Raw genomic sequence first — 13,116 nt, forward strand, 5'->3', positions numbered from 1 at the left:
GCTGTGGCCTTGGTGATAGGAGGCAAGACGTTACCGGTTCCATCCCGACGAGAAAAGAGGACCCGTTCATGGACAGCGGAAGTCACGCACACGGAGCCGATCCGCGCAACGAAACCGTGAAAATCTACGTCAACGGCCGCATCGTGCCGCGTGCTGAAGCCGTCGTTTCGGTGTTCGATTCGGGGTTTCTGCTGGGCGATGGGGTTTGGGAAGGGATACGGCTTCACAACGGATCGCTGGCCTTCATCGACCGCCATCTGGAGCGGTTGTATGAGGGCGCGAAGGCGATCGACCTGAATATTGGGATGACGCCGGATGCGCTGCATCAGGCCATCCTGGAAACCTGTCGCGCCAATGACATGGACAGTGGCGTCCATATCCGGCTGGTCGTCAGCCGCGGGATGAAGACCACGCCCTATCAGAGCCCGCGCGCCAATGTCGGTGGCGCGACGGTGGTGATCATTCCTGAATGGAAGTCGCCCAACCCGGAGGTCCTGAAGACCGGACTTCGGCTGCATACGGTCCATGTCCATCGCGGCGCGCCGGACGTGCAGGACCCGGCCTGGAATTCGCTCAGCAAGCTGAACTGCATTTCGGCCTGCATCCAGGCGGAAAAGGCCGGGGCTGACGAGGCGCTGATGCTGGATCCTCAGGGCTTTGTGGCGACGTGCAACTCAACGCATTTCTTCATCGTCCGGAAGGGAGAGGTCTATACGTCCTCCGGGCTCTACTGCCTCGCCGGGATCACACGCGGCAATGTCCTGGCCGCTGCGCGTGAAATCGGCGTGCCCGCCCACGAGACCACCTTTCCGCTGACGAAGGTGTACTCCGCCGACGAAGCCTTCGTGACCGGGACCTTTGCCGGCCTGATCCCCGTGCGGGAGGTCGACGGGCGGCAGATCGGAGACGGCAGGCCGGGGCCGATCACGGAGAAGCTGCGGGACGCGTATTACCGCCTCGTCGAGCGATCCTGCCCGCCGAAATCGGTAGCCGTATGAACGGTCCCGTCCGCATTGCCATGTGGTCGGGGCCCCGCAACATCTCGACGGCGATGATGCGCAGTTTCGAGAACCGCGCTGATTGTGCGGTCAGCGACGAGCCTTTCTACGGCTGCTATCTGAAACGGACCGGGATCGACCACCCGATGGCGGCACAGGTCATCGCGGCCATGGATTGCGATTTCGACAGTGTCGCAGGGACCCTGCAGGGGACCGCGCCTGGCGGCGCCCCGATCTGGTATCAGAAGCACATGAGCCACCACATGCTGCCGGACGATGACCTGTCCTGGTCGGACGGTATGGCGCATTGCTTCCTGATCCGACAGCCGGAGGCCATGGTGGCCTCCTATGCCAAGAAGCGGGAGACCCCGGTGCCGGCGGATTTCGGATTCGATCGGCAATGCGAGCTGTTTGAACTTGTAGCGGACCGAACAGGCACGCCGCCGCCCGTCCTGGACGCCGCTGATGTCCTGCGCGACCCGCGTGGCGCCCTGACGGCCCTGTGCGCGGCGGTCGGGATCGCTTTCGATGAAGCGATGTTGTCCTGGCCGCCCGGTCGGCGTGACAGCGACGGGGTATGGGCCGACGTCTGGTATGCGAATGTCGAAGCATCCACCGGGTTTCTGCCGTACGATCCGTCTCCGGTGGACCTGTCGCCGGCACTGCGGGATGTCGCCAATGCCTGCCGGCCGGCCTATGAACGAATGGCCGCCCACCGCCTGGTGAAGAGGTGATCCGATGCGACTGGCCCTGATGCAGAGCGCCCCCGTTTCCAGCCTGGCCGAGGGATATGCGCGTCTGGAGAAGGAGGCGGTGAAGGCGGCGGCGCGTGGCGCCGATCTGCTGATCACGCCGGAAATGTTTCTGACCGGCTATAATATCGGGGCCGACGCAGTCCGGCGGGCCGCTGAAGAAGTGGATCGAGACCGGCTTTCGTCCATCGCGCGGACCTCCGGGATCGGCCTGCTGGTCGGGCTGCCGGAAAAGGCCGGCGATGCAGTCTATAATGCGTGCTTCCTGTTCAACGCCGCCGGTGACACCGTCGCGTCCTATCGAAAGACCCATCTGTTCGGTGACCTGGATCACGATCAGTTTTCGGCGGGGGACAGGTTGCCGACGGTCTTCGACCTGGCCGGCTGGAAGCTCGGTCTTGCGATCTGTTACGACATCGAGTTCCCGGAAGTTGCCCGCCATCTCGCCCTGAACGGGGCGGAGGCGATCCTGGTGCCGACCGCGAATATGGAGCCGTTCGAGTCTGTTTGCACCCGGCTGGTTCCGGCCCGGGCGGAGGAGAACGCCGTCTATGTCGCCTATGTCAATCAGGCCGGGCCGGAAGGAGAACTGACCTATTGCGGGCTGTCCTGCGTTTCCGGTCCCGATGGCGAGGATGTCGTACGGGCTGGCAAGGGACAGGAGACGGTTCTGGCCGATCTGGACCGAAATCGACTGGACCGTGCCCGCCGCGCACAGACACATCTGCGGGACCGCCGTTCCGACCTCTATTAGGATCTCAATCATGTCCGACTCCCCTGTTACCATCTACGGGCCCGACTTTCCGTTCGAATTCGACGACTGGATCAAGCATCCGTCGGGCCTGGGCCGCCTGCCGGCGGAGAAGCACGGCGCGAAAGTGGCGATCATCGGTGCCGGCCTGTCCGGCCTGGTCGCGGGCTATGAACTGATGCGCATGGGCGCGCATCCGATCCTGTTCGAAAGCGGTCAACTGGGCGGACGCCTCAGATCACAGCCATTCGAGGGGGCGGACGACATTGTCGCCGAACTGGGCGGAATGCGTTTCCCAGTGTCCGGTACAGGGTTCTATCACTACGCGGACATGCTGGGGCTTGAGAGCCGTCCCTTCCCGAACCCGCTGACCCCGGCATCCGGGTCGACCGTGATCGATCTGGAGGGCGAGACACATTACGCCGAAAGCCTGGCCGATCTGCCGGATCTGTTTCGCGAGGTGGCCGCCGCCTATGACGCGGCGCTGGAAGAGGGGGCGAACTTCACGGCCCTCAAGACCGCGATCAAGGCGCGGGACAAGGCGCGGATCAAGGAAATCTGGGACCCGCTGGTCCGCGATTGGGACGAGCGCACCTTTTATGATTTCGTCGCCTCATCGCCGGCATTCCAGGAGCTGAGCTTCCGCCATCGGGAGGTGTTCGGCCAGGTCGGATTCGGTACAGGCGGTTGGGATTCTGACTTCCCGAACTCCATGCTCGAGATTCTCAGGGTCAACGTAACCGATTGCGATACCGACCAGCGTTTCTTTGTCGGCGGGGTAGAGCGCCTGCCACAGGGGCTGTGGCGTCGCGACTGCGATACCGGCATTCACTGGCCGGCGGGAACCAGCCTGCAGTCGCTCAACGCCGGCGCGCCGAGACCCGGCGCGACCCGAATCAGGCGGCAGGAAGACGGTAAGCTGGCCGTTACGGACCGTTGGGGGCGGGAGGAGGCGTTCGATGCCGTGGTCGCGACCTGCCAGAGCTGGCTACTGACTACGGCGATCGAGACAGAGGAGCGGCTTTTCAGCCAGAAGCTCTGGATGGCGCTGGACCGGACCCGCTACATGCAGTCGTCCAAGACCTTCGTCATGGTCGACCGGCCGTTCTGGAACGACCGCGATCCGGAAACGGGCCGCCACTTGATGTCGATGACCCTTACGGACCGGCTGACGCGGGGAACCTATCTCTTCGACAACGGTCCCGACCGGCCAGGGGTAATCTGCCTGACCTATTCCTGGATGTCGGACGCGCTGAAGATGCTGCCGCTGCCGGTGGAACGGCGTGTCGAACTGGCCCTGTCGGCACTAGAGAAGGTCTATCCGAAGCTGGACCTGCCATCGCATATCATCGGCGATCCGATTACCGTCAGTTGGGAAGACGACCCCAACTTCCTCGGCGCGTTCAAGGGCGCGCTGCCGGGGCATTACCGGTATAATCACCGCATGTACGGCCATTTCATGCAAAAGGAACTTCCGCCGGACGAGCGCGGAATCTTCCTGGCCGGGGATGACATCAGTTGGACCCCTGCCTGGGCGGAAGGCGCGATACAGACGGCATTGAATGCGGTCTGGGGCGTCATGACCCATCTCGGCGGTGAAGCGCCGAAGGACAATCCCGGACCGGGAGAGGCCTATCCGGAATGGGGTCCGCTGAACCTCGGTGACTGAGGCGGCGCTTCCGCAGGGCGAATGACCGGGCGGCAAAACATCTAATCCGGCATCCGGCTTGTGAGCTTGGCCGGCCGGTGCAACTGTTCTGATCCGCGCTAACAGGTGAAACGTATCATGCGACAGCCGTCTGCGACCCTGGCCGCAAGCTTTTCCAATGCAGGGCATTTCCTGTTCCACTATTTCGCCGCGATGTATTTCACCATCGTCCTGGCGATCGAGCGGGACTGGAGCCAGACCTATGAAGTGCTTATGGAACTTTGGTTCCCGGCTTCATTGCTGATCGGGCTAGCAGCGCTGCCGGCGGGGCGTCTGGCTGACCGCTGGTCCAGCCCGGGCATGCTGATCGTGATGTTCATCGGCATGGGGGTGGCGACCTTCGCCTGCGGTTTTGCCGAAACTGATACTGGCCTGATGATTTTCCTGGCCGGGTTGGGACTTTTCGGGGCGATCTATCATCCGGTGGGCATTCCATGGGTGATCAAGACCAGCCAGGGCAAGCCCGGCATGCGGCTGGCGGTGAACGGCATTTTCGGCGGTCTTGGTGCCGCGGGGGCCGCTATGGGCACCGGCTGGCTTATCGAGTTGTTCGGTTGGCGCGGAGCCTTTGCGATCCCCGGCGTGATCTGTACCGCGTTGGGCGTGGCGATGCTGTATGCCCTGATGACAGAACGGATTGCCGAAGGGGCGAAGGTGGCCAGTGACCGGAAGGGCGATGCTGGCGCGGCGGGCAACCTGAAGGCCGTCGCGGTCATGCTGATCCCGATGTTCATGCTGGGCCTGATCTACAACACCGTCCAGAATGCGATGCCGAAACTGTTCGAGGAACGCATGGTCGATCTGCTGGGCGGCGAAATCGGCCTGGTCGGCACCGCCGTCGGTGCGGTCTATGCCATCGGTGCGGTGATGCAGCTCGTCGGCGGCCTGTTGGCGGATCGGTACCGGCTGAAGACCATCTATGTCGGGCTGTGGCTGCTGCAAGCGCCGCTTCTGTTCGTTCTGGCGGAATTTGGCGGGCTGCCGCTGGGGCTGGCCGCGGTCGGCCTTGCGATGGCGGGGACGGCAATCCTGCCAACGGAAAACTTGATGCTGTCGCGCTTCGCCCCGGCGGAACATCAGGGCGTCGTCTTCGGGATCAAGTTCGTTGTCTCCTTCGGGGCGGCCCCGCTGGGGTTGTTCCTGATCACAGAAACGCGATCGGCAACCGGGGAGTTCACGCCGCTGCTGATTGCCTATGCCGTGGCCGCGGCCGCCGTGGTCCTGGTCGCCATGGCTCTGCCGCGCAGTCGCGACTATGCCGCGTCGGCCCAACCGGCGGCGGCGGAGTAGGGACATGATCACCGTCAAAAGGCTGGATCATTTCGTGATGACCGTACGAGACGTGGAGGCAACCTGTCGCTTTTATGAGCGGGTGCTTGGCATGACCTGGGAGACGTTCGGACCGAGCAACCAACGTGTCGCACTGAAATTCGGCGACCAGAAGATCAATCTCCATCCGGAAACCGGGAACGATATCGGATATTTGGCACGGGTTGCTCAGCCGGGAACCGAGGATCTGTGCTTTATCACCGAAGATGCCCCGGAGGATGTGATTGCGCATCTGAAGGCCTGCGGCGTTACGCCGTTGGACCCGGAACCGGTCGCGCGTACCGGTGCGCTAGGGCCGATCCGCTCTGTCTACTTCCGCGATCCGGACGGCAATCTGATCGAGGTTTCGTCCTACAGCGGCTCCTGATCGCGGCGTAAGGTGCCGTCCGAATCCGCGACCCGGTAGAAGCAGGTGCGGAAACCGACATGGCAGCAGCCGCCATCGCCCTGAGGCCGGACCCGGATCAGGATCGTGTCCTGATCGCAGTCGACCTGCAATTCGACGATTTTCTGCACCTGCCCGGATGTTGCGCCCTTGTGCCACAATTCGCCCCGGCTGCGGGACCAGTAATGCGCTTCGCCGGTTGCAAGGGTCCGCTCCAGAGCCTCCGCATTCATGTAGGCGAGCATCAGGACCTCGCCGCTGTCGGCATCCGTGGCGACGGCAGGCAACAGGCCATCGGCGTCGAATTTCGGGGCCAGCCTGGTGCCGCTCTCGATCTCTTCGCGGCTCAGGGTCGTGCGGTCGGTCAGGGGCATGAATGTCTCTCCGGCTCGTCGGGAGGAAGGTCTTACACGAAAGTCCCGGGCAGGGAAAAGGGCTCTGCCGGCAGGCCGGACTTAAAATGCGCCACGCCGGCTGCGCGGGTCCAGTCCAGTCCGCCCATGTCCAGATGTTGAATGTCTGATTCCACGAGTGCCTGTAACCCGTTCCACAGCAACAGATTATGGGCGTGGTTGTTTCGTCCTTCCGGGCTGGTCCAGCCGACCTGATAGGTCGCGGCACGGCCGTGCAGCACAAACAGGATTCCGGCCACGCTGTCGCCGCCATCGCCTGGAAACGCTTCCAGGCACAACAGATCTTCCTCACGAATGGCTGCCAACATCGCACCCGACGGGCCGCTATAGCGTCGTTGCCTGCGATGCCGGTCGTAACGGGCAAGCAACGGCCGCGGGTCGTCCACCCTCCGGACGGTCAGGCCGGACCGTTCGGCACGGCACAACTGGTTGCGGAAGTTCTGCCGCATGCCTGCGCGAATTGCGGACAGGGGCTGGGACAGGTCCAGCCAGGCGGTGTGGTAGGCTGCCATTGCGGGATGGAAGCCCGCATTTTGCATCAACCCCTGGGCGGCCGGGCCGTCCGGCAGTTCCGGCATGAATGAATACCGACGCAATCGTTTTAGGGGATAGTCGCGGGATGCCAGGACCATGGCCGCCAGGCGATCTTCTGGCATCACCGGTTGATGGAACAGGGGGCCGCGGATCAGTTTCCCCAGCGTGAAGGTGCCCAGCTTGCGTTCCTCGAAGATCTGCATCAGCCCGACCGGGCGGCCGTTCTTGAGGATATAGGCCCGGCGCACTGCGGTACGGTCGACGGCGGCACTGGCTGCCCCCCAGGACCAGCTTTGAAAGGCCGTGCTGCGTCCGCATTTTTCCAGACGCCGGCGCCATTCCTCCTCACGGGGGCTTTCCCAATCCAGCTGGATCGTGCTCATTTAGAGGCGTCTTCCAAACCGGAAACAGGGCAGGGACATGGGCGAAAGCAAACGCCGGAAGCAATCTGGAATCGAGGCCGCTCCAGCGCGGGGCCGCGTGGTCGGCGGGTTCAGGATCACCGCCCGGGGAGTCACCTTATTCCTGCTCGCCATGATCCTGCTGGACGTCCTGTTCTATGCGGTATTCCGCTTCGGCTTCGACAGCTGCTACGCGCTGCTCTGTCTGTTCGACTAGATCGCCCGCTTCTTCGCCGTTACCACACGGGTGTTGAACCCGTTCCAGCCCAGTTCGCCGGACAGGCGGGCATACTCGATCTTGGGACAACGGTTCATCACGACGCGCAAGCCTGCGGCCTCCGCCCTCGCGGCGGCTTCATGATTGATCACGCCCAACTGCATCCATATCACTTTGGGCGGCGTAGCCAGGGACAGGGCTTCGTCGACGACGGGTCCGACCTGATCGGACCGTCGAAAGACCTGTACTAGATCGACCGGCTCGGGAAGGTTGGTAAGGCTTGCCACGATGGTTTCCCCCATCAGATCCTCTCCGGCAGACCGCGGATTGATCGGGATCACGCGATACCCCTTCTGGATCATGTATTTCATCGCGAAATAGCTCGGCCGGTTCCAGTTGGTGCTGGCCCCGACCATGCCGAAAACCCGGCATTCGCGCAGAATGTCGCGAATATAGGCGTCGGTGTAGAAATCGGCCGAATGATCGAAATCGGCATTCGCGGCATTCATGATCGGGGTGACCCTATTCGTGTTTCCAAAGCGGCGGACGCTTGTCGATGAAGGCGGCGATACCTTCCTGGGAATCGGCGTAGCCCAGATTGTCGACCATCACGCCGCCGGTATAGGCATAGGCTTCTTCCAGTGTCATGTCGATCTGCCGGTGGAAGGCTTCCTTGCCCGTTTTCAGTACCTTATGGGACTTGGATGCTATCAGGTCGGCGAGGCCCTTCGTCTCCCTGTCGAGATCCGATTCCGACACGGCGCGATTGATCAGGCCCGTTTCGACGGCCCGTTCCGCCGTGATCAACTCCCCGGTCAACAGCATTTCCATCGCCTGCTTGCGGTGCACCGCCCGGCTCAAAGCGACCATGGGGGTTGAACAGAAAAGCCCGATATTCACACCGGGTGTGCCGAAACGCGCCGTCTCCGCAGCCACGGCCAGGTCGCAGGTCGCAACCAACTGGCAGCCGGCGGCTGTGGCAATGCCGTGAGTCTTGGCGATGACCGGCTGCCGCAGCTTCGTTACCGCCAGCATCATGGCGGAACAGGTCTTGAACGTCCGCTCGCGAAAGGCCGTATCGGGGTTGGCCTGAATTTCCTTCAGGTCGTGCCCGGCGCAGAATCCGCGGCCGGATCCCTCGATAACCACCACGGCGATGGACGGATCGCGATCCAGGGCGGCCAGTTCCTCCAGCACGGCCTCCATCAGACCGATGGAAAGGGCGTTATAGGCGGTCGGTCGGTTGAGTGTGAGGGTCGCAACGGCTCCGTCGTCACGGCGTAGAACCATCGGATCAGGCGTTTCGGACTGGGCGTCTGCGGTGACGGACATGGGCGGCTCCCGGTGGCATGAATTCCTGAACGGATGGCGGAATCATCTCCGAAATGCCGTGCTTGTTCAAGGCGCGCCCGGTTGCTAGCTAGAATGCGTCGTCATCAAGGGAGTGACCGGGAAATGCCGTCAGAAATGCTGCCGCGCGCGGAACTGGACCGCATCCTCGCAACCGAAGCGCCGTTCTCGGAACACTACGGTTTCGTGGTTGAGGATTATTCGGCAGGGACCGCACGTGTCAGGCTGCCCTATGACGATCGGCACATCCGGCCTGGCGGGACGATCAGCGGGCCGTCCATGTTCGCCCTGGCGGATTTCGCGATGTACATCGCGGTGATGGGAGCGATCGGACCGCAGGCCCTGGCGGTCACGACCAATATGAGCATCGATTTCCTGCGCAAACCGGCGGAAGCGGACCTGATTGCCGAGGTCGAGCTTCTGAAGCTTGGCAAGCGTCTGGCCGTCGGCCGGATCGACATCCGGGCCGAAGGCGATTCCGAGCTCTGCGCCCATGTGACCGGAACCTATTCCATCCCGCCGCGCTGATTTTTCGAAGCGGCTGACGTCGAAAACGCGATTTTTTGCGCCAAAACATGCACTTTTTAAGCGGTATTATGATACCCAAAACGTAACATATTGTTTTTGCTTGCATAATCCGTCAGTAGTGTCGAAAAGAGGCGTTGACGAAGGGCAAACGGCGATATATTACCCCGCGGTCTCCGGCGGAAGCTGGAAGCAAGGACAACGGCGCGTGGCGGGTTTCCGACGCGAGCGCCCTGAAAATGGCAGGCTGATATGATGAAAACCTACACGATGAAGCCGGCGGAGGTCGAAAAGACCTGGTACATCGTCGACGCCGAGGATCTGGTCCTGGGTCGCATGGCTTCGGAAATCGCGAAAATTCTGCGCGGCAAACACAAGGCGGGCTACACCCCCCATGTCGATTGCGGCGATAACGTGATCGTCGTCAATGCGGACAAGGTCAAACTGACCGGCCGCAAGCTGACCGACAAGAACTACTACTGGCACACCGGCTATCCGGGCGGCATCAAGAGCCGCACGGCCGGTCAGATCCTCACCGGCCGCTTCCCGGAGCGTGTGGTGGAGAAGGCTGTGGAACGCATGGTTCCGCGTGGCCCGCTGGGTCGCCAGCAGATGAAGAACCTGCGCGTTTACGCCGGTACGGAGCACCCGCACGAGGCGCAGCAGCCCGTCGCGCTGGACCTCGCCGCGCGCAACCCGAAGAATAAGCGGAGCCGCTAATTATGGCCGAAGAACAGCAAACCCTGAACGATCTGTCCAAGCTGGGCGAAGCCACCGGCGCCGTTGCGGCCGCCGCGGCGACCGCCACCGATGCCGCCCCGGCCGAGCCGAAGAAGGACGAATTCGGTCGCGCCTATGCCACGGGCCGTCGCAAGAACGCCATCGCGCGCGTCTGGATCAAGCCGGGCACGGGCAAGGTCACGATCAACGGCAAGGACCAGGAAACCTATTTCGGTCGTCCGGTTCTGCGCATGATCCTGCGTCAGCCGTTCGAGCAGGCCGACCGCGTCGATCAGTTCGACGTTCTGTGCACGGTCACCGGCGGTGGTCTGTCCGGTCAGGCCGGCGCGCTGCGCCACGGCATCAGCCGCGCCCTGGTCAACTTCGAGCCGGGCCTGCGCGGCGCGCTGAAGTCGGCCGGCTTCCTGACCCGCGACAGCCGTAAGGTCGAGCGTAAGAAATACGGTCGCGCCAAGGCCCGCCGCAGCTTCCAGTTCTCGAAGCGCTAAGCGGACCCTCGTGGTCGAGTTCAAGAGCGGCGCCTCCGATCGGAGGCGCCGTTTCTTTTGTCGGAGGCAATGATGTTCGAACCGTGCGATTGCGGAAGCGGCGAGACCTATGTCGCATGCTGCGGGCGCCTTCACTCGGGCACCCCGGCACGCACCGCGGAAGAGCTGATGCGATCCCGCTACACGGCGTTCTGCCGGGGCAATGCCACCTATTTGCTGCGGAGCTGGGCCGCGGAGACACGTCCCCCCTCGCTGGATCTCGACGCGTCCCAGGAGTGGACGGGCCTCACCATCGACCGGCATGAAGCCACCGGCCCCGACAGTGCCATCGTCCGCTTCACGGCCCGCTGGCGCCAAGGCACGCAGAAGGGCCGTCTGACCGAAACCAGCCGCTTCCGACGGGAAGGGCAGGGCTGGGTCTATGTGGACGGCGTGATCGCGCCGCCGCCAGGTCGGGGACGATAACCGTTTCCTTCGGCCGGGCAGGGCGACAGTCAGACTTCATTCGCCGGTTGCTGGATGGGGTCGATGACGAGAACCAGCCGGGTCTCGCCGGTACCGCCGATCGGCGGAGACCGGTGCATCAGCCTGGGGCGCGATTTCCCACCCCACTGATTGCCGCGAAAAATCATCGGCGACCCGGTCGGTGCATTCAGAACGTGTTCCGGCTCTTGGCCTGCCCTTGCCACGCCATACTGGGTGCCGCGACCTCGATACGTGCAGATCAGACGGGCCGGAACGGAATCGACGTGAAACTTGCAGCAGGCATCCGTGTCGATGACGTCGAAGCGCAGGCGCAGATAGGGCGCACCCATCAACTGCGCGAACATCGTGACAAGCGCGGCGGCATCATCGATGAGCCTGTTCCGCTCCGCATCAACCGGCGTCTTGCTGGCCTCACATGCCGCGACCAGGACGTCGGATACTTCCGCAGGACGGAAGATTGCCCGCGCTGACGGGAGCGACCGGGGTGCCAGCCGGTCGATCCAGGTCTGAAACCCGGGCAGCGGTGTCCGCCGCCACATCACCGCTTCGACATCGGTGTCATGGATCATGCGCAGATTCCGCGGCGCGTGAACGATCCTGACTTCGCGGCATCCCGGGTTGTCGATGGTGAGACCGTCGGGCGTCATGCCGCTTCTTCCTGCCGGCGCCATTCCGGAAACGGATCCGGCAATTCCGACAATCCTTCCCAGCCGGTGGACTGGGCATCCTCCAGCAGACAGGCGTCGAGCCGACGCTCCAATTCTATGCGGTCCATGTGGGCGCCGATGAAGACGATTTCCTGCCGGCGGTCGCCCCACGGCTCCTGCCAGTGTCTGGCGATATAGGCGCGCCCGTCCTCATGGCCCGGCCAGCGGCTTTCGGGGACGGTGGCCCACCAATTGCCGAGCGGCGAAATTGTCGACAGGGTGCCGGCAAGGGAGAACTCGGCGACCCAGTCGGGTCGGGTCGCAATCCAGAAATGACCCTTCGCGCGAATGACACCGGGGAGGGGACCATTCAACAGGTCATGGATCCGGGTGGGGTCGAACGGCGCGCGGGCTCGGTAGACAAAGGAGGTCACGCCATAGGTGTCGGATTCCGGCACGTGGTTCTCAAAGCCATAGAGCTCCTTCGCCCACATCGGATGTTCGTGCGCCTTCTGGAAATCGAACAGGCCTGTCGCCAGGACGGCGTCGGTCGGCACATTGGAATGGTTGGTTTCGATGATTCGTGCGTCGGCATTCAGGCCGCGAATGATCTTGCGGGCCGCGTCCAGATCGCTTGGTCGGGCGTCCGAAACCTTGTTCAGGACGACGACATCGGCGAATTCGATCTGGTCGGTCAGCAGGTGAACAAGCGATCGGTCGTCTTCTTCCCCCAGTGTCTCGCCACGGTCCTTCAGGAAATCGCAACTGGAGTAATCGCGCAGCAGATTTGCGGCGTCGACCACCGTGACCATCGTGTCCAGACGGGCGATATCGGACAGGCTCCTGCCGTCCTCGTCGCGGAACTCGAAAGTCGCAGCGACGGGCAAGGGCTCCGAAATGCCTGTAGATTCAATCAGCAGGTAATCGAACCGACCCTCTTCGGCCAGACGCCGAACTTCATTCAGGAGGTCGTCTCGCAGCGTGCAGCAGATGCAGCCGTTCGACATTTCGACCAACGTCTCGTCTGTTCTGGACAATTCGGTATCTGCGCGTACGAGATCGGCATCGATATTGACCTCAGACATGTCGTTGACGATGACCGCAACCCGGCGACCTTCGCGGTTGTTCAGGATCCGGTTGAGCAGGGTTGTCTTCCCGGCGCCGAGAAATCCTGAAAGCACGGTAACGGGTAGCAGTCGACCATTCCGGGTCATCGAATTGCCTCCTTGGATCAGTGAGATGTCTGCGGTTCTGGGTTCAGTTCCGACGGCCCGTCCTGGGATGTTCCCTTCACAACCGCACCGTTATCGCAATGTTATATCATAACATTCGTTGTGCAAGCGTCGTGGCGCGATTTTTCGCCTCCGTCTGCGGTGGGGGGAATGGCCGAT

General features: G+C 62.7%; 17 protein-coding genes. 11 read left to right on the forward strand and 6 right to left on the reverse strand.

What is annotated here, in order from left to right; genetic code table 11:
- Window positions 1-68 precede the first annotated feature (68 nt).
- The 6 genes from R8L07_17120 to R8L07_17145 all read left to right on the forward strand — a co-directional run bounded on the left by R8L07_17120 (window position 69) and on the right by R8L07_17145 (window position 5,905).
- Window positions 69-998, forward strand: coding sequence for an aminotransferase class IV (locus R8L07_17120; protein MDW3207264.1), 930 nt, complete (start codon window positions 69-71; stop codon window positions 996-998).
- Window positions 995-1,732: an HAD family hydrolase gene (locus tag R8L07_17125; protein ID MDW3207265.1), complete on the forward strand. Its 738-nt coding sequence runs from the start codon at window positions 995-997 to the stop codon at window positions 1,730-1,732. Before R8L07_17120 ends, R8L07_17125 begins: the two co-directional genes overlap by 4 nt.
- Window positions 1,733-1,736: 4 nt before the next feature.
- Window positions 1,737-2,504, forward strand: a complete 768-nt coding sequence (locus tag R8L07_17130) for a carbon-nitrogen hydrolase family protein (protein ID MDW3207266.1) — start codon at window positions 1,737-1,739, stop codon at window positions 2,502-2,504.
- A gap of 10 nt (window positions 2,505-2,514) precedes the next feature.
- Complete coding sequence (locus R8L07_17135) at window positions 2,515-4,170, forward strand: FAD-dependent oxidoreductase (protein MDW3207267.1); 1,656 nt, start codon at window positions 2,515-2,517, stop codon at window positions 4,168-4,170.
- Window positions 4,171-4,287: 117 nt separating this feature from the next.
- On the forward strand, window positions 4,288-5,499 hold the full coding sequence (locus R8L07_17140) for an MFS transporter (GenBank protein MDW3207268.1): 1,212 nt from the start codon (window positions 4,288-4,290) through the stop codon (window positions 5,497-5,499).
- Between the two features lie 4 nt (window positions 5,500-5,503).
- On the forward strand, window positions 5,504-5,905 hold the full coding sequence (locus R8L07_17145) for a VOC family protein (GenBank protein MDW3207269.1): 402 nt from the start codon (window positions 5,504-5,506) through the stop codon (window positions 5,903-5,905).
- Here the strand turns inward: R8L07_17145 and hisI are convergent.
- Together hisI and R8L07_17155 are read right to left on the reverse strand one after the other, a co-directional pair.
- Window positions 5,890-6,297 carry a phosphoribosyl-AMP cyclohydrolase gene (gene hisI, locus R8L07_17150; GenBank protein MDW3207270.1) on the reverse strand — a complete coding sequence of 136 codons (408 nt, stop codon included), beginning with the start codon at window positions 6,295-6,297 and terminating at the stop codon, window positions 5,890-5,892. The two genes, R8L07_17145 and hisI, sit on opposite strands and share 16 nt — an antisense overlap.
- A 32-nt stretch (window positions 6,298-6,329) precedes the next feature.
- Window positions 6,330-7,253 (reverse strand): GNAT family N-acetyltransferase, encoded by a 924-nt coding sequence (locus R8L07_17155; protein ID MDW3207271.1) that lies wholly within the window; start codon window positions 7,251-7,253, stop codon window positions 6,330-6,332.
- 37 nt (window positions 7,254-7,290) lie between these two features.
- On the opposite strand from R8L07_17155, the gene R8L07_17160 reads away from it, so the two are divergent.
- Complete coding sequence (locus R8L07_17160) at window positions 7,291-7,488, forward strand: hypothetical protein (GenBank protein ID MDW3207272.1); 198 nt, start codon at window positions 7,291-7,293, stop codon at window positions 7,486-7,488.
- Here R8L07_17160 and R8L07_17165 read toward each other — a convergent pair.
- Entirely contained in the window at window positions 7,485-7,997 is a 513-nt protein-coding gene (locus tag R8L07_17165) for a CoA-binding protein (GenBank protein ID MDW3207273.1), read from the reverse strand. The two genes, R8L07_17160 and R8L07_17165, sit on opposite strands and share 4 nt — an antisense overlap.
- Window positions 7,998-8,010: 13 nt before the next feature.
- Window positions 8,011-8,820: an enoyl-CoA hydratase gene (locus R8L07_17170; protein MDW3207274.1), complete on the reverse strand. Its 810-nt coding sequence runs from the start codon at window positions 8,818-8,820 to the stop codon at window positions 8,011-8,013.
- Window positions 8,821-8,943: 123 nt separating this feature from the next.
- On the opposite strand from R8L07_17170, the gene R8L07_17175 reads away from it, so the two are divergent.
- The 4 genes from R8L07_17175 (at window position 8,944) to R8L07_17190 (ending at window position 11,057) form a co-directional block, all read left to right on the forward strand.
- Complete coding sequence (locus tag R8L07_17175; protein ID MDW3207275.1) at window positions 8,944-9,366, forward strand: PaaI family thioesterase; 423 nt, start codon at window positions 8,944-8,946, stop codon at window positions 9,364-9,366.
- 252 nt (window positions 9,367-9,618) lie between these two features.
- On the forward strand, window positions 9,619-10,083 hold the full coding sequence (rplM, locus tag R8L07_17180; GenBank protein MDW3207276.1) for a 50S ribosomal protein L13: 465 nt from the start codon (window positions 9,619-9,621) through the stop codon (window positions 10,081-10,083).
- A 2-nt stretch (window positions 10,084-10,085) separates the two neighbouring features.
- On the forward strand, window positions 10,086-10,592 hold the full coding sequence (gene rpsI / locus R8L07_17185; protein MDW3207277.1) for a 30S ribosomal protein S9: 507 nt from the start codon (window positions 10,086-10,088) through the stop codon (window positions 10,590-10,592).
- A 69-nt stretch (window positions 10,593-10,661) separates the two neighbouring features.
- Window positions 10,662-11,057, forward strand: a complete 396-nt coding sequence (locus R8L07_17190; protein MDW3207278.1) for a YchJ family metal-binding protein — start codon at window positions 10,662-10,664, stop codon at window positions 11,055-11,057.
- Window positions 11,058-11,086: 29 nt separating this feature from the next.
- Here the strand turns inward: R8L07_17190 and R8L07_17195 are convergent, their stop codons facing one another.
- Both R8L07_17195 and R8L07_17200 read right to left on the reverse strand, forming a co-directional pair.
- Window positions 11,087-11,725: a DUF1826 domain-containing protein gene (locus R8L07_17195; protein MDW3207279.1), complete on the reverse strand. Its 639-nt coding sequence runs from the start codon at window positions 11,723-11,725 to the stop codon at window positions 11,087-11,089.
- The gene (locus R8L07_17200; protein MDW3207280.1) at window positions 11,722-12,939 is read right to left on the reverse strand and encodes a GTP-binding protein; all 1,218 of its coding nucleotides are present in this window, start codon (window positions 12,937-12,939) and stop codon (window positions 11,722-11,724) included. The genes R8L07_17195 and R8L07_17200 overlap by 4 nt, the downstream gene beginning before the upstream one ends.
- Window positions 12,940-13,116 lie beyond the last annotated feature (177 nt).

The sequence above is a fragment of the Alphaproteobacteria bacterium genome (genome assembly GCA_033344895.1).
Classification (GTDB): domain Bacteria; phylum Pseudomonadota; class Alphaproteobacteria; order UBA8366; family Aestuariispiraceae; genus Pacificispira.

Bases quoted from the DNA above. Each gene is read 5' to 3' on its own strand.
- R8L07_17120 (MDW3207264.1), top strand. From the start codon at position 69: ATGGACAGCGGAAGTCACGCACACGGAGCCGATCCGCGCAACGAAACC.
- R8L07_17125 (MDW3207265.1), top strand. From the start codon at position 995: ATGAACGGTCCCGTCCGCATTGCCATGTGGTCGGGGCCCCGCAACATC.
- R8L07_17130 (MDW3207266.1), top strand. From the start codon at position 1,737: ATGCGACTGGCCCTGATGCAGAGCGCCCCCGTTTCCAGCCTGGCCGAG.
- R8L07_17135 (MDW3207267.1), top strand. From the start codon at position 2,515: ATGTCCGACTCCCCTGTTACCATCTACGGGCCCGACTTTCCGTTCGAA.
- R8L07_17140 (MDW3207268.1), top strand. From the start codon at position 4,288: ATGCGACAGCCGTCTGCGACCCTGGCCGCAAGCTTTTCCAATGCAGGG.
- R8L07_17145 (MDW3207269.1), top strand. From the start codon at position 5,504: ATGATCACCGTCAAAAGGCTGGATCATTTCGTGATGACCGTACGAGAC.
- hisI (MDW3207270.1), bottom strand. From the start codon at position 6,297: ATGCCCCTGACCGACCGCACGACCCTGAGCCGCGAAGAGATCGAGAGC.
- R8L07_17155 (MDW3207271.1), bottom strand. From the start codon at position 7,253: ATGAGCACGATCCAGCTGGATTGGGAAAGCCCCCGTGAGGAGGAATGG.
- R8L07_17160 (MDW3207272.1), top strand. From the start codon at position 7,291: ATGGGCGAAAGCAAACGCCGGAAGCAATCTGGAATCGAGGCCGCTCCA.
- R8L07_17165 (MDW3207273.1), bottom strand. From the start codon at position 7,997: ATGAATGCCGCGAATGCCGATTTCGATCATTCGGCCGATTTCTACACC.
- R8L07_17170 (MDW3207274.1), bottom strand. From the start codon at position 8,820: ATGTCCGTCACCGCAGACGCCCAGTCCGAAACGCCTGATCCGATGGTT.
- R8L07_17175 (MDW3207275.1), top strand. From the start codon at position 8,944: ATGCCGTCAGAAATGCTGCCGCGCGCGGAACTGGACCGCATCCTCGCA.
- rplM (MDW3207276.1), top strand. From the start codon at position 9,619: ATGAAAACCTACACGATGAAGCCGGCGGAGGTCGAAAAGACCTGGTAC.
- rpsI (MDW3207277.1), top strand. From the start codon at position 10,086: ATGGCCGAAGAACAGCAAACCCTGAACGATCTGTCCAAGCTGGGCGAA.
- R8L07_17190 (MDW3207278.1), top strand. From the start codon at position 10,662: ATGATGTTCGAACCGTGCGATTGCGGAAGCGGCGAGACCTATGTCGCA.
- R8L07_17195 (MDW3207279.1), bottom strand. From the start codon at position 11,725: ATGACGCCCGACGGTCTCACCATCGACAACCCGGGATGCCGCGAAGTC.
- R8L07_17200 (MDW3207280.1), bottom strand. From the start codon at position 12,939: ATGACCCGGAATGGTCGACTGCTACCCGTTACCGTGCTTTCAGGATTT.